This is a genomic window from Mycolicibacterium parafortuitum (genome assembly GCF_002086815.1).
Taxonomy (GTDB): Bacteria; Actinomycetota; Actinomycetes; order Mycobacteriales; family Mycobacteriaceae; genus Mycobacterium; species Mycobacterium parafortuitum.
The window spans coordinates 261,689-283,649 of the sequence record NZ_MVID01000001.1 but is presented as its reverse complement, the minus strand read 5'-3'; the positions used below and the strand labels follow the sequence as shown (position 1 = coordinate 283,649).

At 68.5% G+C, this 21,961-nt stretch carries 19 protein-coding genes; 11 read left to right on the top strand and 8 right to left on the bottom strand.

Annotated features, from left to right (window positions below):
• Nucleotides 1–139 precede the first annotated feature (139 nt).
• The 7 genes from BST38_RS01295 to BST38_RS01265 all read left to right on the top strand — a co-directional run bounded on the left by BST38_RS01295 (nt 140) and on the right by BST38_RS01265 (nt 8,131).
• Nucleotides 140–946, top strand: coding sequence for an enoyl-CoA hydratase/isomerase family protein (locus BST38_RS01295; protein WP_083141422.1), 807 nt, complete (start codon nt 140–142; stop codon nt 944–946).
• A gap of 14 nt (nt 947–960) precedes the next feature.
• On the top strand, nt 961–1,773 hold the full coding sequence (locus BST38_RS01290) for an enoyl-CoA hydratase/isomerase family protein (RefSeq protein WP_083141421.1): 813 nt from the start codon (nt 961–963) through the stop codon (nt 1,771–1,773).
• 8 nt (nt 1,774–1,781) lie between these two features.
• Nucleotides 1,782–2,564, top strand: coding sequence for an enoyl-CoA hydratase/isomerase family protein (locus BST38_RS01285; RefSeq protein WP_083141669.1), 783 nt, complete (start codon nt 1,782–1,784; stop codon nt 2,562–2,564).
• Nucleotides 2,564–4,006, top strand: a complete 1,443-nt coding sequence (locus BST38_RS01280) for a class I adenylate-forming enzyme family protein (RefSeq protein ID WP_083141670.1) — start codon at nt 2,564–2,566, stop codon at nt 4,004–4,006. Before BST38_RS01285 ends, BST38_RS01280 begins: the two co-directional genes overlap by 1 nt.
• Nucleotides 4,003–5,562, top strand: coding sequence for a class I adenylate-forming enzyme family protein (locus BST38_RS01275; protein WP_083141420.1), 1,560 nt, complete (start codon nt 4,003–4,005; stop codon nt 5,560–5,562). The genes BST38_RS01280 and BST38_RS01275 overlap by 4 nt, the downstream gene beginning before the upstream one ends.
• Nucleotides 5,555–7,063, top strand: coding sequence for a class I adenylate-forming enzyme family protein (locus BST38_RS01270; RefSeq protein WP_083141419.1), 1,509 nt, complete (start codon nt 5,555–5,557; stop codon nt 7,061–7,063). The genes BST38_RS01275 and BST38_RS01270 overlap by 8 nt, the downstream gene beginning before the upstream one ends.
• Before the next feature lie 516 nt (nt 7,064–7,579).
• Nucleotides 7,580–8,131: a DUF5994 family protein gene (locus BST38_RS01265; protein WP_083141418.1), complete on the top strand. Its 552-nt coding sequence runs from the start codon at nt 7,580–7,582 to the stop codon at nt 8,129–8,131.
• Nucleotides 8,132–8,164: 33 nt separating this feature from the next.
• Here BST38_RS01265 and BST38_RS01260 read toward each other — a convergent pair whose 3' ends face one another.
• From BST38_RS01260 to fabG, 5 genes are all read right to left on the bottom strand, one after another.
• On the bottom strand, nt 8,165–9,349 hold the full coding sequence (locus BST38_RS01260) for a CaiB/BaiF CoA transferase family protein (RefSeq protein ID WP_083141417.1): 1,185 nt from the start codon (nt 9,347–9,349) through the stop codon (nt 8,165–8,167).
• A gap of 79 nt (nt 9,350–9,428) precedes the next feature.
• Nucleotides 9,429–10,097 carry a GntR family transcriptional regulator gene (locus tag BST38_RS01255; protein WP_083141416.1) on the bottom strand — a complete coding sequence of 223 codons (669 nt, stop codon included), beginning with the start codon at nt 10,095–10,097 and terminating at the stop codon, nt 9,429–9,431.
• A gap of 4 nt (nt 10,098–10,101) precedes the next feature.
• Nucleotides 10,102–11,295, bottom strand: coding sequence for an acyl-CoA dehydrogenase family protein (locus BST38_RS01250; protein ID WP_083141415.1), 1,194 nt, complete (start codon nt 11,293–11,295; stop codon nt 10,102–10,104).
• A gap of 33 nt (nt 11,296–11,328) precedes the next feature.
• Nucleotides 11,329–12,543 carry an acetyl-CoA C-acetyltransferase gene (locus BST38_RS01245; RefSeq protein WP_083141414.1) on the bottom strand — a complete coding sequence of 405 codons (1,215 nt, stop codon included), beginning with the start codon at nt 12,541–12,543 and terminating at the stop codon, nt 11,329–11,331.
• Nucleotides 12,540–13,289 carry a 3-oxoacyl-ACP reductase FabG gene (fabG, locus tag BST38_RS01240; RefSeq protein ID WP_237160629.1) on the bottom strand — a complete coding sequence of 250 codons (750 nt, stop codon included), beginning with the start codon at nt 13,287–13,289 and terminating at the stop codon, nt 12,540–12,542. Before fabG ends, BST38_RS01245 begins: the two co-directional genes overlap by 4 nt.
• A gap of 125 nt (nt 13,290–13,414) precedes the next feature.
• On the opposite strand from fabG, the gene BST38_RS01235 reads away from it, so the two are divergent.
• Both BST38_RS01235 and BST38_RS01230 read left to right on the top strand, forming a co-directional pair.
• The gene (locus tag BST38_RS01235; protein WP_083141413.1) at nt 13,415–14,638 is read left to right on the top strand and encodes an acyl-CoA dehydrogenase family protein; all 1,224 of its coding nucleotides are present in this window, start codon (nt 13,415–13,417) and stop codon (nt 14,636–14,638) included.
• Nucleotides 14,635–15,456, top strand: coding sequence for a mycofactocin-coupled SDR family oxidoreductase (locus tag BST38_RS01230; protein ID WP_083141412.1), 822 nt, complete (start codon nt 14,635–14,637; stop codon nt 15,454–15,456). The genes BST38_RS01235 and BST38_RS01230 overlap by 4 nt, the downstream gene beginning before the upstream one ends.
• Here BST38_RS01230 and BST38_RS01225 read toward each other — a convergent pair.
• The 3 genes from BST38_RS01225 to BST38_RS01215 all read right to left on the bottom strand — a co-directional run bounded on the left by BST38_RS01225 (nt 15,450) and on the right by BST38_RS01215 (nt 18,226).
• The gene (locus BST38_RS01225) at nt 15,450–16,340 is read right to left on the bottom strand and encodes an alpha/beta hydrolase (protein WP_083141411.1); all 891 of its coding nucleotides are present in this window, start codon (nt 16,338–16,340) and stop codon (nt 15,450–15,452) included. The two genes, BST38_RS01230 and BST38_RS01225, sit on opposite strands and share 7 nt — an antisense overlap.
• Nucleotides 16,337–17,677 (bottom strand): flavin-containing monooxygenase, encoded by a 1,341-nt coding sequence (locus tag BST38_RS01220; RefSeq protein ID WP_083141667.1) that lies wholly within the window; start codon nt 17,675–17,677, stop codon nt 16,337–16,339. The genes BST38_RS01225 and BST38_RS01220 overlap by 4 nt, the downstream gene beginning before the upstream one ends.
• A 96-nt stretch (nt 17,678–17,773) precedes the next feature.
• Nucleotides 17,774–18,226: a MaoC family dehydratase gene (locus tag BST38_RS01215; protein ID WP_083141410.1), complete on the bottom strand. Its 453-nt coding sequence runs from the start codon at nt 18,224–18,226 to the stop codon at nt 17,774–17,776.
• Nucleotides 18,227–19,063: 837 nt separating this feature from the next.
• Between BST38_RS01215 and BST38_RS01210 the strand changes: the two genes are divergently transcribed.
• Together BST38_RS01210 and BST38_RS01205 are read left to right on the top strand one after the other, a co-directional pair.
• Entirely contained in the window at nt 19,064–19,816 is a 753-nt protein-coding gene (locus BST38_RS01210; RefSeq protein WP_083141409.1) for a hypothetical protein, read from the top strand.
• The gene (locus BST38_RS01205) at nt 19,813–21,933 is read left to right on the top strand and encodes an Rv1355c family protein (RefSeq protein WP_083141408.1); all 2,121 of its coding nucleotides are present in this window, start codon (nt 19,813–19,815) and stop codon (nt 21,931–21,933) included. Before BST38_RS01210 ends, BST38_RS01205 begins: the two co-directional genes overlap by 4 nt.
• Nucleotides 21,934–21,961: the final 28 nt, after the last annotated feature.

Here is a 21,961-nt window from a genome sequence, read left to right as displayed (position 1 = left end):
GTATACGCGGTGGCGGCGATTGAGACGACACGTGTTCCGTCGACGGCCTTTCCTTGCTAACTTGTACAGGATAGTAATCGTAGTACCAACTGTATGGCTATCTGTATAGCCCTCTGCCGGCCCGGGAGGACGGTGTCCTGTGCGCGATGACGCGGACGCAGGCGCGGTGCGGCTGACCACAGACGACTCCGTGCTGCGCATCGTCCTGGACCGCCCGTATCGACGGAACTCGTTGAGCCACAGCATGATCGACGACCTGGTCGAGGCGCTGACCCGGGCCGCCTCCGACGACTCGCTGCGCGCGGTGCTGCTCACCGGCGCGGGACGCGACTTCTGCTCGGGCGCCGACTGGGTCGCCACCAACAGCGGTGACCGCAAACCCCGCCCGGGAAATCTGATCCGCCGCGTCCCACATCAGGCCAACCGGCTCGTCGAACTGATCACCACCATCCACCTCCCGGTGGTGTGCGCCGTGCAGGGCTGGGCCGTCGGGTTGGGCTGCAACCTCGCGCTGGCCGCCGACTTCACCGTCGCGGCGGCGGACGCCAACCTGTGGGAGCCGTTCATCGACCGCGGCTTCAGCCCCGACTCGGGCGCGACCTGGCTGCTCCCGCGGCTCGCCGGGGTGGCGCGGGCCAAACGCATGCTGCTGCTCGGTGAGAAGGTCAGCGGGACCGAGGCCGCCGACTGGGGGCTGATCCACCAGGCCGTCGCAACCGACGAGATCACCGCCGCGGCCGACGATCTCGCGCGCAGGCTGGCCGCGGGACCGACCGTGGCGATCGGGCTGGCCAAGCAGGCCGTGAACTTCGGGCTGACCGCCACGCTGCCGCAGTCGATGGCCCACGAGCTCGCCGATCTGGAACTGGCCTGCCGCACCGCTGATTTCAAGGAAGGCCTGGCGGCGTTCCGCGCCCGCCGGGCACCGGACTTCCACGGCAGATAGACGAAAGAAGGCACGTGAGTTCCCACCGTTACGACACCATCGGCTATGACGTCGACGGCCACACGGCGACGATCACGCTGAATCGGCCGGACGCGCTCAACGCGCTGTCCCCGCACATGATCGACGAGCTGCGGGCCGCCTACGACGAGGCCGAGAACGACGACGACATCTGGCTGATGATCGTCACCGGCACCGGCCGGGCGTTCTGCACGGGGGCCGACGTCAAGGAGATTCCCGACGACGGCAAGGTGATCTACGAACGCCCCTACCTGTCCACCTACGACCAGTGGGAGGCGCCCCAGGAGGGCACTCCCCCGTTCCGGCGGATGGCCAAACCCGTGCTCGCGGCGATCAACGGCATCTGCTGCGGCGCCGGGCTGGACTGGGTCACCACCGGGGACATCGTGATCGCCTCCGACAAGGCGACGTTTTTCGACCCGCATGTCAGCATCGGATTGGTCGCCGCGCGCGAGATGGTCCGGCTCGCCCGGGTGCTGCCCCGCACGGTCGCGCTGCGGATGGCGTTGGCGGGCAAACACGAACGGATGAGCGCCGAGCGAGCCTACGAACTCGGCATGGTGACCGAAGTGGTGCCGCACGAGAAGCTGATGGAACGTGCTCACGAGATCGCCGACATGGTGAACTCGAACGCGCCGCTGGCGGTGCGCGGCACCCGGCTCGCGATCCAGAAGACGCTGGACCTGCCGCTGCTCGAAGGCGAGATCCTGGCCGAGACGTTCCGCGAACGCGTGGTGCGCACCGAGGACGCGCAGGAGGGCCCGCGGGCGTTCATCGAGAAGCGCGCACCGAACTGGCAGTGCCGCTGAGGATGTCGATGACCGCATTCGAGACCATCCTGCTCGACCTCGACCACGACGTCCGGGTCGCGACCATCACCCTGAATCGGCCCGAGTCACTGAACTCGTTCAATCGCACGATGTGCCATGAGATGCGCGACGCCTGGCACACCGTCAAGGATGACGAGGGCATCAATGCCGTCGTGCTACGGGCCGCCGGCGAGCGGGCTTTCTCGGCCGGCCTGGACGTGAAATCTCGCTACGGCCAACCCGATATCGTGTGGAACCACGAGGATCCCGGTGAGCTGCTGAGCCCGAAGTGGCAGAAGATGTGGAAGCCGGTGGTGTGCGCGGTCCAGGGCATGTGCACCGCGGGTGCGCTGTACTTCGTCAACGAGTCCGACGTCGTGATCTGCTCCGAAGGGGCGACGTTCTTCGACTCCCACGTCAGCGCCGGTCTGGTCAGCGCGCTCGAACCCATCGGCCTGATGCGCCGGGTCGGCCTCGGCGACACCCTGCGGATGGCGTTGATGGGCAACGACGAACGCGTCGGTGCCCAGACCGCGCTGCGCATCGGCCTGGTCACCGAGGTGGTCCCCGAGAGCACGCTGTGGGACCGCGCGCACGAGATCGCCGGGACGATCGCGAACAAACCGCCGACCGCCACCCAGGGCACGGTCAAGGCGATCTGGGAATCCCTCGACAAGCCCTACCGCGCCGCGATGGACCAGGGGCTGATCTACACCCGGCTGGGGAACCCCATCGCGACCGACGAACTCGCCGAACGCCCCGTGCCGAAGTCGGCGCCGAGGATCCGGTGATGCACCCGCTGTCGCGGCGGATCACCGACGTGCTGGCGCTGGACCCGTCGGCGCGGGCGATTCAGTTCGACGGGCAGTGGAGCAGCTGGGGACAGATCGGCACGCTGGCCCACCGGATCCGCGACCAGGTCGGCACCGCCTCCGCCGGAATGATGTTGCGCAACACGCCCGTCCACGTCGCCGCACTGCTCGGTGTGCTCGCGGGCGGCGGCACCGTGGTGGTGATCAACCCGGCCCGCGGCGACGAACGCACCCGCGCCGACATCGCGGCCTTGCAGGTGCCGATCCTGATCGGAACCTCCGCGGATCTGGCGGCGCTGGCGCCGCAGACCTCGGCGACCACGGTGGCACTCGGCGGCCTCGATGACGCACCGCGCGTGAGCGTCGGCACCGCCGCCGCCTGCGACGACCGGCCCGGGGTCGCGGTGCGGATGCTGACCAGCGGAACCACCGGCCCGCCGAAGCGGGTCGACCTGACCTACGAGATGCTGGCCCGCAGCGTGATGGGCCGCGACCCCGCCTCGTCGCCGCCACCCACCGAGCTCCGGCGCGGCGTGGCCATCGTGAACTCCCCGCTGGTGCACGTCGGCGGAGTGTTCCGAATCCTGTTGTGCCTGGCCGAGGCCCGCCCGTTCGTGCTGCTGCCGAAGTTCGATCTCGGGCGGTGGTCCGACGCAGTGCGCGAGCACCGGCCGAGCGCGGTGTCCCTGGTGCCCGCGGCACTGCGCATGGTGCTGCACTCCGACCTGACCCGCGAAGACCTGACCGGCATCAAGGTGGTCACGTCCGGCACCGCGCCGCTGTCCGCCGATGACGCCGACGCGTTCACCGAGAAGTTCGGCATCCCGGTGCTCACCTCATACGCGGCCACCGAATTCGGCGGCGGTGTGGCGAGCTGGACGCTGGCCGACCACCAGCAGTTCTGGCACCAGAAGCGCGGCAGCGTAGGGCGGGCCAACCCCGGAGCCCGGCTGCGGGTGGTCGACGACCACCGCGAACCCGTTCCACCCGGCCAGGCCGGCCTGCTGGAGGTGATCCCCGCCCAACTCGCCGAAACCGGCCAATGGATGCAGACCACCGACCTCGCACGCATCGACGAGGACGGGTTCCTGTGGATCCTCGGACGCGCCGACCAGGCGATCATCCGCGGCGGGTTCAAGGTGATGCCCGACGACGTGAAGTCGGCGCTGGAATCCCATGCCGCCGTGGCCGGCGCGGCCGTGGTCGGGGTGCCGGATCCGCGCCTCGGCGAGACCCCGGCGGCGCTGGTCGAACTGCGCCCCGGCGATTCCGCGACGCCGCAGGAGCTGATAGACTACCTGCAGACCCGGCTGGCGCGGTATGAGATCCCGACAACACTGGTGCTCACCGACGCGATCCCCCGCACCCCGTCGGGCAAGCCTGACCTCACCGCCGTGCGGTCACACTTCGCGCAACGATGAGCACCGCGCCGGTCACCGTCGCCGAGGTGCTGCGCGCGCAACGCCGGTACGCCGACAAGCCGCTGCTGATCTGTGACGACGAGCGGCTCACCTACGCCGACGCGGATTCCCGGTCCGCGGCGCTGGCCGCACACCTGGTCACCCTCGGGGTCGGCAAGGGCAGCCACGTCGGGTTGCTGTATCCGAACGGGGCGCAGTTCGTCGTCGCGATGCTCGCCGCGGCCCGCATCGGCGCGGTGGTCGTACCGTTCTCGACGTTCAGCACCGCCGCGGAGCTACGTAGACAGTTGGCCGACAGCGACGTCGGCGTGCTGCTCGCGGCCCGGACCTACCGCACCCACGACTATGTCGCGGCCCTCGGCGACGCGGTCGGTGCACCGGTGCCGGACGGACCGCTGTGGTCCACCGAGGTTCCGGTGTTGCGCCGCATCGTGTTCGACCTTGTGGTCGATCCCGCACCCGCAGCCGGAGACGTGAAAGCCCTGGAAGACGACGTCGACGGATCCGACGTCCTCGCGATCATCTACACCTCGGGCTCGACCAGCGACCCGAAGGGTGTCGTGCATACGCACGCGTCGTTGTTGGCACACCAGCGCAACCTCAACGAGATCCGTGGGCTCACCGAGGACGACAGGCTGTTCTGCAATTCGCCGTTCTACTGGATCGGCGGGTTCGCGTTCGGGCTCCTGGCCACCCTCGTCGCCGGCGCGACGCTGATCTGCTCGAACGCGACCGACGCCGGGCAGACCCTCGACCTGCTCGAAGCCGAGAAGCCCACGGTCACCAACGGATTCGTGGCCGCCGTCGCGCACCTGACCCGTCACCCCAGCTTTCCCACCCGCGATCTGTCCTCGATGCGGCGCGGCAACCTGTACCCGATCATGGCCCCCGGCGCCCGGCCCGCCGATCCGGAGCTGCGGCACAACATGCTCGGCATGACCGAGGCGGGCGGCGTCGTGCTGCTGTCCGGCGACGACACCGATCAGCCCGAATCCCGGCGCGGCTCCTACGGCTTCCTGGCACCCGGCTTCGACGCCCGGATCGTCGACCCCGAGACCGGGCGCGATGTCGACGGCGCGGTCGGGGAACTGCTGCTGCGCGGACCACATCTGATGCAGGGCTATCACGGCCGCCCCCGGGAGGACTGCTTCGACGCCGACGGCTGGTTCCACACCGGCGACCTGGTGCGCCGCGACGGCGACGGGGTGTTCTACTTCGCCGGCCGGGCGGGTTCGATGATCAAGACCGCCGGCGCCAACGTCGCGCCCGCCGAGGTCGAGAAGGCGCTCACCGCCGCGTTGGCGACCGTCGACCCGAACGTGGCGGTACACGTCGTCGGCCTCCCCGATCCCGAGCGCGGACAGATCGTCGCGGCCGTCATCGCGACCGACGGCGGCACGGTATTCGATCAGAGCACCGTCGCTTCCGCGCTGCGGGACACCCTGTCGTCCTACAAGATTCCTCGCCGCGTGGTGACGGTTCGCCCCACCGACGTCCCGACCATGTCCAGCGGCAAGCTCGATCTTGCCGCGCTGCGAGGGCTGTTCGATGACTGACACGATCGACGCGCTGCTGCGCGAGCACGCTGCCGCCCATCACGCCGAGGATGCGGTGATCGATCCCGGCGAGCGCATCACCTACGGTGAACTCGACTCGGCCACCGAAGAACTCGGCGCCGCCCTCATCGCGGTCGGCATCGGCAAGGGCACCAGGGTCGGACTGCTGATGCCCAACGGTGTGCGGTGGGCGCGCACCGCACTGGCGTTGATGCGCATCGGCGCGGTGCTCGTCCCGCTGAGCACGCTGCTGACCCCGCGCGAGCTCGATGCGCAGCTGCGTACCGCGTCGGTGCAGTACCTGATCGCGGTCGAAGAGTTCCGCGGGCACCGCTACCTCGACCGCTTGTCCGCGGATCTTCCCGCGCTGCGTGCGGTGTGGACACCCGACCAGACAAACGCGCTCCCGCCCGGCCCGGCAGCGGTGGCGGACGCGATGGCCCGCGGCGTCAGACCTGCCGACCCGATGGCCATCCTGTTCACCTCGGGAAGCAGCGGCCCGCCCAAGGGTGTCCGGCATTCGCACGGCAACGCGATCGGTGCCGTCCGTGCCGGCCTGGCCGAGCGCTGCATCGACGCCCAGACCCGCCTGTACCTGCCGATGCCGTTGTTCTGGGTCGGCGGGTTCGGCGGCGGGCTGCTCTCGGCGCTGGTGGCCGGCGCGACCCTGATCACCGAGGCTGTCCCCCAACCCGCGTCGACGCTGCGGCTGCTGGCCGACGAGCGGGTGACGCTGTTCCGGGGCTGGCCCGACCAGGCGGTGGCGCTGGCCCGGCACCTGCCCGGCTCCGGCGTACAGCTCGAGCTGCGCCCCGGCAGCCTGGAAGCCCTGCTCCCCCGCGATCTGCGGTCCACCCCCGGCGCCCGGGCGAACCTGTTCGGGATGACCGAGTCGTTCGGCCCGTACTGCGGCTACCGCGCCGACACCGATATGCCCGCCACCGCATGGGGAAGCTGCGGCCGACCGTTCGACGGGGTGCAGGTGCGCATCACCGACCCTGACACCGGCACCGCGCTGCCTGCGGACTCGATCGGGATGATCGAGATCCGCGGCCGCACCGTCATGCAGGGCATCTGCGGGCGCGCTCGCGAGGACGTCTTCACCGCCGACGGCTACTACCGCACAGGTGATCTCGGCCGTTTGAACGCCGACGGGTTCCTGTTCTCGCACGGCCGCGCCGACGACATGTTCAAGGTGCGCGGCGCGACCGTCTACCCGTCGGAGGTCGAGGAGGCGCTGCGAAGCCTCGACGGGGTGCGCGCGGCGTTTGTGACGAATCTGCCCGGCCCCGAAGGTGATCGCGTCGCGGCCGCGGTGGTGTGCGATGCGTCGATCACCGCCGACCGGCTGCACCGGGCCGCCCGCGAGGTGCTCAGCAGCTTCAAGGTGCCTTCGGGGTGGGTGCTCGTCGAGGACGAGGACAAGATCCCGCGCGGTCCGACGGGTAAGGTGGACGCGGTCCGGCTGCGGGAACTTCTCGAGTGCGGTTGCGGCGGCTAGTACTGATACGCGCCGCGAAAACCGCTGCGGCGCATCAGCTGAACCTCCTCGCGAGCTGTGTTGACAGACCTGCGGAACGGGCGTGTACTGGACTTCGAAGATCACGAGGTCACACAATGATTGTCCATGACGCCAGTGCCGATGTTGATGCCTCGGCTCGTGCGAGCGCGAGGCCGTGATGGGTCCCGCCGCCGCGATCCGGAACCTGCTCAGGGCAGGAGAACCTGCGGCCAGCCGTGCCGCCAGCGGCCGGTGGGCCATCGACAGGATTCGCCGCCGAAACCGATTCGCGGACTGCTCCCGCGACACCAGGCTCGCACACCAACAGCGGTGTGATCACCCGGACAGGGGCGGCCCGACGACCGATCCCTGAGGCCTACCTCGGATTCGCCGAACGCATGGGCACACATCCGCGTACAGTGGTGACTATCAGCGGTTTTTCGTACACGCGACCATATTGCGCATGTCATTGCTGATTCCAGGATTGGGGCCTAGCGGCCGGGACGGGAGCGTCGCATGACGCCACAGATGACACGCAAGAACGATCAGAACACGACCGTCCCTGCACGCACACCGCGGCTACGGTTGAAGAGCAAGGCACCACGAACCGGATACGTCGACGGCGCCTGGTGGCCGCGCACCGAGGATCTCACCACGGAGCTGCCTGACCTCTTGGCGGTGCTGTCGGTACGCCTGGGCCGCATCGACCGAGTGTTGTACCACCTGGGCGCCTGGGCGAACGCCCCCCGGAAATTCACGACCGGCGGCCGGGCAGTACGCCTGGATGGATACCGGCTTCAGCCGCTCAACTCGATCACAGTTCTCGGCCTCGACGGCAATCACGCCCGCCTCACCCTGCTGGTGATCCCGCCACGCACCGATCCCGACGACGCCCACACCACGATGATGGCGGCGGCCGAGGCGGAGAACGCCGCCACCCTCGACGGGCTGCTCATGATGAGCCCACGAGAACGCGACCGACGAACCCAGGCGACCGTGGCCGAAGACCGCTGGGAGTCCGAAGGCGGAACGACGACTTTCCCGAGACCGACGCCGATCTCCTGCTGAAACAAGCCGAGGCGCTGCGGGCGCAGGCGCCACTCACACCACCGCGCGCTCACGCAGACCGTCGATCTGTTCTGCGGTGTATCCGACCTCACCGAGGATCTCGTCGGTGTGCTCTCCGAGCAGCGGGGCGCGCCGGCGGATCTCCCCCGGAGTCGCCGACAGCCGGAACGGGGTCTCGATCAGCGGCACCTCCTTCGGGGTGCCGGGAAACGGTACCCGCTTGAGATAGCCCATAGCCCGCACATGCGGGTCGTCGAGCGCTTCCTGTGTCGAATGCATGGGCGCGGCAGGCAGTTTCGCCGCCTCCAACAGCCCGAGTACCTCTGCCTTGGTCTTGTCGGCGCACCACCGCGCCATGATGGCGTTCAGCTCGTCGCCGTGCTGCCAGCGCAGATCGTCGTCGGCGAACCGCGGATCGTCGAACAACTCCGGCCGTCCGACTAACCTGCACCACCGCTTGAACATCGACGGCCCGGCGATCTGCAGCAGCACCCAGCCGTCGTCGGCGGTCCGGTACAGGTCACACGGCGCCACCGAGGTGCCCTGATTGGCCATCCGTGGTTTGTCGGTGCCCAGCAGGTCACGCTCGATCAGGAATGCGTTGGACAGCATCATCGCGGTCGGCAGCAGCGCACCCTCGACGTGCTGGCCCTCCCCGGTCCGGTCGCGGTGGTAGAGCGCCATCATCACCCCGATCGTCAACGTCAGCGCGGTGCCGAAGTCCGCGTACGGGACCACGGTGCGGATCGGCTGCTCCGGCAGACCCTGCCGGTACACCGCACCGGACATCACCTGCCCGGCACCGTCGAACCCGATCCGGTCACTGTACGGTCCGCCCTCGCCGTACGCGGTCGCGCTGGCCAGGATGATGTCGGGTCTGATCGCCCGCAGCGTGTCGTAATCCAGTCCGCTGGCCCGCATTCCGGCAGCGGGCATGTTCGCGACGACGATGTCGGCACCGGCCACCAGCTTGCGGGTGACCTCCTGCCCCTCGGCGGTGGTGGTGTCCAGCGTCAGCGAGCGCTTGTTGCGGTTGCACTGCAGGAACGTGCCGCCCTCACCGGTATCGGCGATCGACTGCACCCAGCGGTCCTCGCCGCCTTCGCGTTTCTCGACCCGGATCACGTCGGCGCCCATGTCGGCCAGCAGCGCCGAACACCACGGAGCCGCGATGAACCGCCCGTAGTCGAGTACGCGGATCCCGTCGAGAACCCCCATGCCTACCTCCCCTTGGGCGAGCAGACACAAACTCGCACGATTCAGCGCGAAAAGGTGCGAGTTTGTGTCTGCTCGCGAGTCATCCGATCACGCCTCGGCGGGTCAGGTGGTCGATCAGCGGACCGGCGGCGGCGCACAGGTGTTCCGACATCGCATCCCTGGCCGCCGCACCGTCGCGCTTGCGCAGCGCGTCCAGGAGCTGCCGGTGGTCGCGCATCGAGTGTGCGGGCCACCCCTCGACGGTCGGGTACACGGATTCCAGCGCGAACCGGGTGATCTGGCCCATCAGCTGGGCCAGCTTCGGCGAGCCGGCCGCGAGGTTGACCCCGCGGTGGAACGCGTGGTTGAGCCGCACCGCGGCCTCGTGATCGACGGCGTGATACGCCGATTCGAGTTCGTCCTGGATCCGTTCGAGTTCGGCGAGCTGTTCGTCGGTGATCAGCTCGGCCGCCCGGCTGGCCAGCACCCCGCCGATGTGGGCCTGCACGTCGGAGACGTCGGCGATGTCACGCTCGGTGATCGGCAGCACCACGAACCCCCGCCGCGGCTGCTGGGCCAGCAGTCCCTCGGCACGCAGCCCGAACAGCGCCTCGCGCACCGGGGTCACGCTGATGCCGAGTTCGGCGGCCAGTTGCTCGAGCCGGATGTAGCGGCCCGGCGGGTAGGTGCCCTCGAAGATCCGCCGCCGGACGAACCGGGCGACGTCCTCGGCGAGCTGCGGCCTGGCCGCGAAGTCGGGGATGCTCAACGCCCTAGATCCGGTAGTCCGCCAGCAATCGCTTGCTGATGATGTTCTTCTGGATCTCGCTGGTGCCCTCGCCGATCAGCAGGAACGGCGCGTCGCGCATCAGCCGCTCCACCTCGTACTCCTTCGAGTACCCGTATCCGCCGTGGATGCGGAAACTCTGCTGGGTCACCTCGGCGCACACCTCGCTGGCGAAGTACTTCGCCATCCCCGCGGCGACGTCGTTGCGCTCACCGGAGTCCTTGAGCCGGGCCGCGTTGACCATCATCAGATGGGCGGCCTCGACCTTGGTCGCCATCTCCGCGAGCTGGAAGGCGATGGCCTGATGCTCGGCGATCGGCTTGCCGAAGGTGCTGCGCTGCTGGGCATATCGCACCGCGAGCTCGAACGCCCGGATCCCGACACCGCAGGCCCGCGCCGACACGTTGACGCGGCCGACCTCGACGCCGTCCATCATCTGGAAGAAGCCCTGGCCGGGCGCCTCCCCGAGGATGTCGGTGGCCTTGGCCCGGTATCCGTCGAAGATCAGCTCGGTGGTGTCGATGCCCTTGTAGCCGAGCTTGTCGAGCTTGCCCGGGATGGTCAGGCCCGGAACGACTTCGCCGAACCCGGTGGGCTTTTCGACCAGGAACGCGGTCAGGTTGCGGTGCGGCTTGTCGGCGCCCTCGTCGGTACGCACCAGCGTCGCCACCAGTGTCGAGCTGCCGCCGTTGGTCAGCCACATCTTCTGGCCGTCGATGGTGTAGGTGCCGTCGCCGTTGTCGCGGGCGCGGGTGCGGATCGCCGCGACGTCGGAGCCGAGTTCGGGCTCCGACATCGAGAACGCGCCGCGGGTCTCCCCTGTGGCCATCCGCGGCAGGTGGTGACTCTTCTGCGCGTCGGTCCCGTGCTGGCGGATCATGTACGCGACGATGAAGTGGGTGTTGATCACCCCCGACACGCTCATCCATCCGCGGGCCAGCTCCTCGACACACAGCGCGTAGGTGAGCAGCGACTCCCCCAGCCCGCCGTACTCCTCCGGGATCATCAACCCGAACAGGCCCATCTCCCGCATCGCGTCGACGATCGCCTGCGGATAGATGTCGGAGTGCTCCAGATCCTGGGCGGTCGGGATGACCTCCTTGTCGACGAATTGCCGCACGGTGGCCACGATCTCGGTCTGGAACTCGGTCAGTCCCAGGGTCTGTGCAAGCCTACTCATGCGCGATCCCGCTTCGCTTCTCGCTGAATGTCATTACGCCACCTTCTCGAATACCGCGGCCAGACCCTGGCCGCCGCCGATGCACATCGTCTCCAGGCCGTACCTGCCGTCGCGGCGCACCAACTCGCGCGCCAGCGTGGCCAGCATCCGTCCGCCGGTCGCCCCGACCGGATGACCGAGCGAGATGCCCGAGCCGTGCACGTTGGTGCGCTCCAGATCGGCGTCGGCGAACTTCCACTCCCGCAGGCACGCGAGGGCCTGCGCGGCGAACGCCTCGTTGAGCTCGATCAGGTCCATGTCGGCCAATGCCAGGCCTGCTTTGGCCAGCGCGACCTCGGTGGCCGGGACCGGGCCGATGCCCATGATCTTCGGGGCCACGCCGGCCACCCCCCACGACACGATCCGCACCAGAGGGCGCAGGCCGAGTTCGGCGGCCTTCTCCGGGGTGGTGACCAGGCACATCGACGCGGCGTCGTTCTGCCCGCTGGAGTTGCCCGCCGTCACCGTCGCGTCCGGATCGGACTTGCCGAGAACAGGTTTCAGCTTGCTCAGTGTCTCCATCGAGGTGTCGGCGCGGGGGTGTTCGTCGGTGTCGATCACCTGATCACCGGAGCGGCTGCTCACCGTCACCGGGATGATCGTCTCGGCCAGCAAGCCGTCCTGCTGCGCCTTCACCGCGCGGGCGTGTGAGCGCACCGCGAGTTCGTCCTGCTCCTCGCGGGAGATCGCGTAGTCGCGGCGCAGGTTCTCGGCGGTCTCCAGCATGCCGCCGGGCACCGGGTAGTTCTTGCCGCCTGCGGTGGTGCGGCCGCGGGCCAGCGCATCGTGCACGGTGATGCCGGTCCTGGCCCCGCCCCACCGCATGTCCGTGGAGTGGAACACCACGTTGCTCATCGACTCGGCACCGCCGGCGACGACGAGATCGTTGTTGCCGCTTGCCACTTGCATCGCGGCCTGGATCACCGCCTGTAGCCCGGATCCGCAGCGGCGGTCGATCTGCATGCCACCGACGGTGACCGGCAGGCCGGCGTCGAGCGCGATCACGCGGCCGATCGCCGGCGCTTCCATGCTCGGGTAGCAGTGCCCGACGACCACATCCTCGACCGCCTCGGGGGCGACGCCGGTGCGCGCGAGCAGCCCCTTCAGGGCGACGACGCCGAGTTCGACGGCGGTCAGGGACGTGAACATGCCGTTGTAGCGACCGATCGGTGTCCGTACCGGCTCGCAGATGACCGCCTCGCGGCTCACAGGTGCCGACCTCCGGTGACCTCGAGAACCGTACCGGTCATGTACGACGACATGTCCGACGCCAGAAACAGCGCCACGTTGGCGACCTCGGCGGGCTCACCGGCGCGGCCCAGCGGGACCTCGGCGACCTTGGAGTCCCAGATGCGTTGCGGCATCGCCTCGGTCATCGCCGAGCGGATGAGGCCGGGCTGGATCGCGTTGACCCGCACGCCGAGGTAGGCCAGTTCCTTGGATGCCGCCTTGGTCATGCCGACGATGCCCGCTTTGGCCGCCGAGTAGTTGGTCTGTCCGACCATGCCGACCTTGCCCGAGATCGAGGACATGTTCACGATCGCGCCGTGCTTCTGCTCGCGCATCACCGCCGCGGCGGCGCGCAGGCCGTTCCAGGTGCCCTTCAGGTGGACGGAGATGACCTGGTCGAAATCGGCCTCGGTCATCTTGCGCATCGTCGCGTCCCGGGTGATGCCCGCGTTGTTGACCATGATGTCCAGCCCGCCGAAGACATCGGTGGCCGCGGCGACGAGCGCGTCGACCTCACCGGAGTCCGTGACGTTGCAGCGCACCGCGTGGGCGACGTCCGCGCCGCCGAGCATCTCGACGGCCGCCTGGGTCGCCTCCAGGTTCACGTCGCCGAGTACCACCCGCGCGCCCTCGGCGATGAAACGCTCCGCGATCGCGAACCCCAGACCCTGGGCTCCGCCAGTGATTACCGCGGTCCGACCAGTCAGCAATGACACCTGATTCACCAATCCTCACGTCGACGGGAACTATCGGCACGCTATCGTATTTCATATACGATATTGGCTCGCGGCCTGTCCGCCATACTTGCCGACCATTCCCTCCCGACGTCCTTCCCGAGGAGCACCACCCGATGGCACCAGCCGAGGTCAGCGCCACAGAAGTCAACGCCACCGAAGTCAGCGCTGAGGATTTCCAGGCGATCCTGGCCGCGACACGCCAGTTCGTCCGTACCGCGGTCGTCCCACGCGAACAGGAGATCCTGGCCACCGATCAGGTTCCCGACGACCTGCGCGAACAGGCCAAGTCCATGGGCCTGTTCGGCTACGCGATCCCGCAGGAGTGGGGCGGCCTTGGCCTGAACCTGGCACAGGACGTCGAGCTCGCGATGGAACTCGGTTACACCTCGCTGGCGCTGCGCTCGATGTTCGGCACCAACAACGGCATCGCCGGTCAGGTGCTGGTCGGCTACGGCACCGACGAGCAGAAGAAGACGTGGCTGGAGGGGATCGCGTCCGGTGACGTGGTCGCGTCGTTCGCGCTGACCGAACCCGGCGCCGGATCGAACCCGTCGGGCCTGCGCAGCAAAGCCGTCCGCGACGGCGACGGGCCCGAACCCGATTGGATCATCAACGGCCAGAAGCGATTCATCACCAACGCGCCGAACGCCGATCTGTTCGTCACGTTCGCGCGGACCCGCCCGGCCGACGCCTTGGGCGCCGGGATCGCGGTATTCCTGGTCCCCGCCGACACCGCCGGGGTCGAGGTCGGCGCCAAGGACAAGAAAATGGGTCAGGAGGGCGCCTGGACGGCCGACGTCAACTTCACCGACGTCCGGGTACCGAACAGCGCGCTGGTCGGCGGGTCCGAGGACATCGGCTACCGCGCGGCGATGACCTCGCTGGCGCGCGGTCGGGTGCACATCGCCGCGCTCGCCGTCGGCGCCGCGCAGCGCGCGCTCGACGAGTCGGTGGCCTACGCCGCGACCGCGACCCAGGGCGGCACGCCGATCGGCGAGTTCCAGCTTGTGCAGGCGATGCTTGCCGATCAGCAGACCGGTGTGATGGCGGGCCGGGCACTGGTCCGCGACACCGCGCAGCAGTGGATCACCGAGCAGGACCGCCGCCTCGCGCCGTCGGCCGCCAAGCTGTTCTGCACCGAGATGGCAGGCAAGGTGGCCGATCTCGCGGTGCAGATCCATGGCGGCAGCGGCTACATGCGCGAAGTGCCGGTGGAGCGGATCTATCGCGACGTCAGACTGTTACGACTCTACGAGGGCACCAGCGAGATCCAGCGGCTGATCATCGGCGGCGGTCTGGTCAAGGCGGCCCAGAAAGCACAGAAGGCCCAGAAATGAGCAACAGACTGCAGGGACGCGTCGCGTTCATCACCGGGGCTGCCCGCGGGCAGGGCCGGGCGCACGCGGTGCGACTGGCCAACGAGGGCGCCGACATCATCGCCGTCGATATCGCCGGGCCGTTACCGCCCTGTGTCCCTTACGATCACGCCACCCCGGACGACCTCGCCGAAACCGTGAAGCTCGTCGAGCAGACAGGGCGCCGCATCGTCGCCGCGGAAGCCGACACCCGCGACGGTGAGAAGCTCAAGGAGGTCGTCGAGGCCGGCGTCGCCGAGTTCGGCAGGTTGGACGTCATCGTCGCGAACGCGGGCGTCACCGCCCCGCAGGCGTGGGACGACATCAGCGCCGACGATTTCCGTGACGTGATGGACATCAACGTCACCGGAACATGGAACACCGTGATGGCGGGCGCACATCGGATCATCGATGGCGGGCGCGGTGGATCGATCATCCTGATCAGCTCGGCAGCGGGAATCAAGTTGCAGCCGTTCATGGTTCACTACACCGCGAGCAAGCACGCGGTGACCGGTATGGCGCGCGCGTTCGCCGCGGAGCTGGGCAAGCACTCGATCCGGGTCAACAGCGTGCATCCCGGACCCGTGGTCACCGCGATGGGCACCGGCGACATGGTCGCCGCGCTGGGCAAGGCGATGGAGACCAACCCTCAGCTGCAGAACATGATGACGCCGTTCCTGCCGACCTGGGCTGTCGAACCCGAGGACATCGCCGACGCGGTGTGCTGGCTGGCCGGCGACGAGTCGAAATTCGTCACCGCGAGCGCGATCTCAATCGACCAGGGCTCGACGCACTACTGACCGGCCAGCGTCTGGCGCAGGAATGCGACCTGGTCGGTCAGCGTCTTGTCGAACCAGTCGTTGCCCGGCCACACGTCGAAGTGGTCACACGGGTAGTGATGCACCTGCGCCCTGCCGTGGGCCGCGGTCCTGGCGACCGCGTCGGCGGGCACGTACTGGTCGAAATCGGCGATCTGCACCAGCAGTGGACAGCGCAGCTTCTTGGCGGCCGCGGTGGTCCGCACGCCGAGGACCTCAAGGCCGATCGAGCTGTCGATCTCGTTGCGCCAGGTCGGCCCCGCCAGCGCGGTGTAGCTCTCGTAGGCGCCCTCCAGCGCGAGCGCACCGTTCCCGCCGACCGCTGACACCAGCGGCATCAGGGTCGGGGATGCGTTGCGCGCCGCCGAGATCCGGCTCTTGAGCCCGGTCAGCGTCCAGCGCAGCGACGACACCGGATCACGCGAGGCCATCGCGGCACGGCTGACCGCCAGGCCACTGGTCAGCGGTGTCAACGCGAGCACCGCCGAGATGTCGGGACGGTCGGCGGCCACCCGGAGCACGTGCCCACCCGAGAACGAGGCTCCCCACAGCGCGATCCGGTCCGCGTCGACCCCGTCGAGTTGTTTGGCCGCGTGAACGGCGGCATGGTAGTCGTCGATCTGTCGACGCACCGACAGCGACTGCCGGGGCTGCCCACCCGAGGCGCCGAACCCGCGGTAGTCGAACGCGAACACGTCGAAGCCCTCCGCGGCGAACCGCTGCGCGAACGGTTCCAGACCCGAGTCCTTGGTGCCGCCGAACCCGTGCGCCATCACCACGACCGGCCGCCGGGACCCCTCGGCGGCGAAATGCCAAGCGCTACAGGTGTCTTCACCGCTGGCGAAGTCGACCTCGGTCCGCGTCATCGCGCCACCACCGCCGCGCGCTGCGCCCGCGCCATACCGGCGGGGATCTCCTTCTTGCGGATGTCGTGTTCGTAGACGAAGTAGTCCACCTGCTGGGTGTGGCGTGGACGGTCGGTGCAGTGCCCGGCGTGCAGCTGCTGGTCGGCGTCGATCACGCGTTCCATCTCGTCGACCGAGGGCAGCGCATAGCGCCCGATCGCGTAGGCGGCCAGCAGCCGGGCCTGGCATTCCACGAACGGGAACAGCGTCGGCACGGCCTGGGCGAACCCCATGAAGACCAGGTTCTCGATGCCCGGCAGGAACATCCGCTTGTAGAGCCGGATCGCGTTGTCCGGGGCGCTGATGAAGTCCGGATCGAAGAACGGGAAGGTGATGTTGTAGCCGGTGGCGTAGACGATCACGTCGAACTCGTCGTGGGTGCCGTCGACGAAATGCACCGTATGACCGTCCAGCCGAGCGATATTCGGCTTGGGCGCCACGTCACCGGACCCCAGCCGCAGGGGCAGTTCCACCGACTGCGTGGGGTGGGCCTCGAACAGTTTGTGGTCAGCAGGCGGCAGGCCGTACATCGTCGGGTCGGTGCCGAGCATCGGGGCGACCAGTTGCACCGCTTTGCGCTGCCACTTCAGCGGCAGGTACGGCGAGGTCTGCCAGAACGTGTCCCCCGGCCGGCCCGCGATGTACTTCGGCACGATCCACGCCGACGACCGGGTCGACAACGTGACCTGGTTGTCCAGTGCCTTCGACGACAGCTCGACCGTGATGTCGGCGGCGCTGTTGCCGATGCCGACCACCAGGATGCGCTTGCCGGTCAGGGCCAGCGGCGTGCTCGGATCGATGTAGGAATGCGAGTGGATGGACTCGCCGTCGAAAGACCCGGGGAAATCCGGCAGGCGCGGATCCCAGTGGTGCCCGTTGGCGACGACCAGCATGTCGAAATGCCGGTCCGCGCCCGACTGGTCCCGAATGATCCAGCGGCCGTCGTCCGTCCGCTCGGCGCGCACCACCCCGTTCTCGAACTCGATGTGGTCGAGCAGACCGAACGTGCGGGCGTAGTCGTCCAGATAGGCCTTGACATGTGAGTGGTGCGGGAACGACGGATAGTGCTCCGGCATCGGGAAGTCCTTGAAGGACAACCGGTGCTTGGACGTGTCGATGTGCAGGGACCGGTAGGCGCTGCTGTGCCCGTTGGGATTGCCGAACGCCCAGTTCCCGCCGATCCGGTCCGAGGTCTCGAACGTGGTGTAGTCGACCCCGTAGTCCTTGAGCATCTTGCCCGCGGTGAGCCCGCTGATACCGGCGCCGATCACCGCCACATACGGCTGCGCATGCCTCACCGTCACTCCTCACGCCGTGGGACGTTCACGCTTTTGACGTCTGTCAGAAATCGCTGACGCCTGTTCTACCACGGCACGCCCGCGTGCGGCGGCGACTCAGCCGATGAAACGCACGATCGACTCGGCGACGGCCGCAGGCTTCTCGGAGCCCTCGACCTCGACGGTGGTGGTCACCGTCGCCTGAACCGCGTTGTCGAGCTCCTTGACCTCGGAGATCTCGGCACGCGCCCGCAGCTTGGCCCCGACGCGCACCGGGGTGATGAACCGAACCTTGTTGTAGCCGTAGTTGATCGCCATGGCGATGTTGCCGACCGTGTACAGCTGATGGGTGAAGTGCGGAAGCAGCGACAGGGTCAGCAGGCCGTGGGCGATGGTGCCACCGAACGGCCCGTCGGCGGCGCGAGCCGGATCCACGTGGATCCACTGGTGGTCGTCGGTCGCGTCGGCGAACAGGTTGACCCGGTCCTGGGTGATCTCCATCCACTCCGTGGGGCCCAGCTGGGTGCCCTGAGCCGCAACGAGTTCAGCCAGATTTTCGAACTTCTTCACGCCAGAATCCTCCTCGGGTGATCACTGCTTGGTGCCGGACGGCCCGCGGGATCGACCCCGTCGTTACCGACACTGCAGTACACGAGAGTCCGGCGCCACCACACTGTGCCACACCACCATCCCCGCCATACCACCCTCACCGCACCGGCGCGAACCTCGGGGGCACCCCCCACCCGAATCGCGGGACCTCCGCGGGGCCGGGCCGCACCGGCAATTGCCTGCGCTACCCCGAGGCAATTCACCGCGCGAATTCGAATCACCCGATAGCGCCGGCCGGTGCGCCGCCCGGATGAATAGCGCCGCGGAACCCGCGTCGACGCACCGCGCCACCCGCCGCGCAGCGGGCGCGCCGGCACCGCTGAAGACGCCCGAACTCTGCACGCCGCTGCAATTTCAGCAAATTCGGTGTCCAACTTTAGGTATACAGCCACTCGTTCTCCCGGGGGTCTAGGACGGTCCGGCAATTCGGGGTTACCAGCCGGTAACCGCTCCTGAGGCTTCGTTTGCGGTCCTTTCCCGCCGTACCCATTACCAATAGTCACTTCGTGCCGGGCAAATACCTTGATCGGCGAGACGATCCCAGATGTTCGCTGATGATCCGCTAAAAGCAATTTGACCTGCAACAACATCTTGGCGGTCGATAGCCCGTCATTGTCGTCATTCGACAGCCGTTCTTGCGAATGGATTGTTGTTCTCGAATTAACGATCACGAGTTCAAAATCCCCGATCCCGATCGGAACGCGGCGAGATACTCGATCTGCGTGCAGATAACAAACACGCATCCCCCAACGAAGTACAGCTAAATACCCACGCTGTCACCTGATGAATGGATGAAATATGACCACGCCAGAGTTCCGTCCCTCCGCCCTCGATTACGCCCCGCTGACCGCGAGCCCGAGCTACTGGGACCCGGCAACGGAATGCACGGTCGTCTACGCGACGCCGTCCGGCGAGCGCGAGTTGTGGCGCGACTACGTACGCGGCGCGATCACGAACTACGAGAAGCACGGCGTCGCCGCGGCCCTGGATCTCGACGCCCTGCGTACGGGCGAGGACACGGTGCTGTTCGCCGCGTGCGTCAACGATGCCGGGGCGGTGGTCGGTGGGCTGCGTGCGCGCGGGCCGTACCTGTCCGCCGACGACTGCCATGCGGTCCGGGAGTGGGACGGTCAGCCCGGCCAGGCCGCGGTGCACAAAATGGTCGCCGACCGCATACCCTTCGGTGTGGCCGAAATGAAGACGGCGTGGGTGACCGACGACCCCGACGAGAGCCGACGTCTGACGACGGCGATCGCGCGTACCCCGTTGCACGCGATGACGCTCCTCGACATCCAGTTCATCGTCGCGACCGCGGCGTCGTATGTCCTCAAGCGCTGGCTGTCCTCGGGCGGTGTGCTGGCCTCGAAGATCCCCGCCACGCCCTATCCCGACGAGCGTTACGACACCCGGCTCGCGTGGTGGGATCGCACCACCTTCGCCAACCACGCTGATCCCAGCCAGGTTTCGTCGTACTTCGCCGAGCAGCGCCAGATCGCCGACATGCTGCCCGAGCTGACCGCTCCCGTCGCAGGAGACGTACCCGCTCGATGACCGACGCTGACGACCGGCCCGCCGACCATCGGGCCGAGGTCTTGGACCCTGCCCACCCCGCCCACCAGCAGAGGCTGGCTCAGCTTCGGGCAGACCCCGCCATCGAGTGCGCGCCGGAACCGCCCGACGGGGCCGGCGCGCACCGGTGGGTGCACTATCCGTGGCGGCGCGCCGTGGTCGATGTGCCTGTGCCCGAGGAGTTCCGGCGGGTCCGGTTGGACCGCAACAGGAATCTGATGACCGGCGACGAACTGCGCCGGCTCGCCGGTCTGCGGGTCGGTGTCGTCGGGTTGAGCGTCGGTCACGCCATCGCCCATATGCTCGCGGCAGAAGGGGTCTGCGGTCTGCTGCGGTTGGCCGACTACGACGTCCTGGAGTTGTCCAACCTCAATCGGGTGCCGGCCTCGGTGCTCGACCTCGGGCTGAACAAAGCGGTGGCGTGCGCGCGGCGGATCGCCGAACTGGATCCGTATCTTCCGGTCGAGGTCGTCGCCGACGGTGTCACCGCCGACAACGTGGAGACGTTCCTCGACGGGCTCGACGTCGTCGTCGAGGAATGTGACTCGCTGGACGTCAAGGTGTTGGTACGCGAGCGCGCACGCGCCCGTGGGCTGCCGGTACTGATGGCCACCAGCAGTGGCGGACTGCTCGACATCGAGCGGTTCGACCAGCAGCCGCACCGGCCGGTGTTCCACGGGCTGCTCGGAGATGTCGACGCCGACGAACTCGGCAGGCTCAGCTCCAAAGAGAAGGTGCCGCACGTCATGCGCATCATCGACGCCGCGCTGCTGCGGCCCCGGATGCAGGCGTCGCTGATCGAGGTCGGGGCGACGCTCACGACGTGGCCTCAGTTGTCCTCCGAGGTCGCCATCGGTGCCGCGACCGTCGCCGAGGCAGTGCGCCGGATCGGCCTCGGTGAGGACCTCGGGTCCGGGCGGGTGCGGGTCGACGTTCCGGCGCTGCTCGACGACGTCGACGATCCGTGGGACGCGCGTCGCCCACACCCGGATGACGAACGGTCCGCGCCGGCTGCCACCGAAACCGTCACCGCCGATCCCGGGCGCGGTGACCTCGCCACCATCGCCGCGGCCGCGGCGCGGGCGCCGTCGGGCGGCAACACCCAACCGTGGAGCATCGACGTCGGTGACACCGCCCTGACGATCCGGATCGATCCGACCCTGTCGTCCGCGATGGACGTCGGGTACCGCGGGAGCGCGGTCGCCGTCGGTGCGGCCACGTTCAACGCCAGGGTCGCCGCCGCGGCCCGCGGCCTGAGCGCGCAGGTCAGGTTCAGCGAGGCCCCGTCATCGGCACCACTGGCCGCCGTCGTGACCACCGCCCCCGCGGCCACCGGTGGCGACCCGGACCTCGCCGAGCGCTACGAGGCCATGCTGGCCCGCGAGACCAACCGGCACAGCGGCACCGCGGAGCAGATTCCCGCCGAGGTGATCGCCGAGTGGGAGCGGATGGCCGCCGCCGAGGGCGCCCGGCTGCGGCTGGTGACCGACACGGGCCGCCTCGACAAGGCCGCGGCGCTGTTCGCCGAGGCCGACCGCATCCGCTACCTGACCCCGATGCTGCACTCCCAGATGATGAGCGAGCTGCGCCGGCCCGGCGACCCCGATCCGGACACCGGGATCGATGTGCGCAGCCTCGAACTCGACGCGGCGAACCTCGCGTCGCTCGATCTGCTCCGCAGTGGTGCGGTGATGGCCCACCTCGCCGAGTGGGACGCCGGATCCGCGCTCGGCGAACCCACCCGGGCCGCGGTCAGCGACGCGTCCGCGCTGGCCGTGGTGTCGGTGCGCGGGGACACGCTCGTCGACTACGCCCGCGGCGGCGCCGCGGTCGAGGCGATCTGGATCAGTGCGCAAGAACACGGTCAGGCCGTCCAACCCATCTCACCTGCGTTCCTGTACGCGCGGAGCGCCGGTGAACTGCAGGCCATGTCCGCGGCGTTCTCGAAGCGGCTCGCCGACCTGCAATACTCTTTCCACACGTTGATCGACCTCGAGTCGGACGAGTCGCTGATCCTGATCCTCAGGATCTGTCGCGCGCCCCGGCCCTCGGTGTCGAGCCGACGAAGGCAGATACCCGGTCGTTCGACACCGACCTAGGTTGGATCGGAGGTCAGTGTCCGAGAGT

Excerpts from the sequence above, each read along its gene's own strand:
- BST38_RS01285 (WP_083141669.1), top strand. The coding sequence starts at position 1,782 with ATGACCGCATTCGAGACCATCCTGCTCGACCTCGACCACGACGTCCGG.
- BST38_RS01280 (WP_083141670.1), top strand. The coding sequence starts at position 2,564 with ATGCACCCGCTGTCGCGGCGGATCACCGACGTGCTGGCGCTGGACCCG.
- BST38_RS01275 (WP_083141420.1), top strand. The coding sequence starts at position 4,003 with ATGAGCACCGCGCCGGTCACCGTCGCCGAGGTGCTGCGCGCGCAACGC.
- BST38_RS01270 (WP_083141419.1), top strand. The coding sequence starts at position 5,555 with ATGACTGACACGATCGACGCGCTGCTGCGCGAGCACGCTGCCGCCCAT.
- BST38_RS01265 (WP_083141418.1), top strand. The coding sequence starts at position 7,580 with ATGACGCCACAGATGACACGCAAGAACGATCAGAACACGACCGTCCCT.
- BST38_RS01260 (WP_083141417.1), bottom strand. The coding sequence starts at position 9,349 with ATGGGGGTTCTCGACGGGATCCGCGTACTCGACTACGGGCGGTTCATC.
- BST38_RS01250 (WP_083141415.1), bottom strand. The coding sequence starts at position 11,295 with ATGAGTAGGCTTGCACAGACCCTGGGACTGACCGAGTTCCAGACCGAG.
- BST38_RS01235 (WP_083141413.1), top strand. The coding sequence starts at position 13,415 with ATGGCACCAGCCGAGGTCAGCGCCACAGAAGTCAACGCCACCGAAGTC.
- BST38_RS01230 (WP_083141412.1), top strand. The coding sequence starts at position 14,635 with ATGAGCAACAGACTGCAGGGACGCGTCGCGTTCATCACCGGGGCTGCC.
- BST38_RS01225 (WP_083141411.1), bottom strand. The coding sequence starts at position 16,340 with ATGACGCGGACCGAGGTCGACTTCGCCAGCGGTGAAGACACCTGTAGC.
- BST38_RS01210 (WP_083141409.1), top strand. The coding sequence starts at position 19,064 with ATGACCACGCCAGAGTTCCGTCCCTCCGCCCTCGATTACGCCCCGCTG.
- BST38_RS01205 (WP_083141408.1), top strand. The coding sequence starts at position 19,813 with ATGACCGACGCTGACGACCGGCCCGCCGACCATCGGGCCGAGGTCTTG.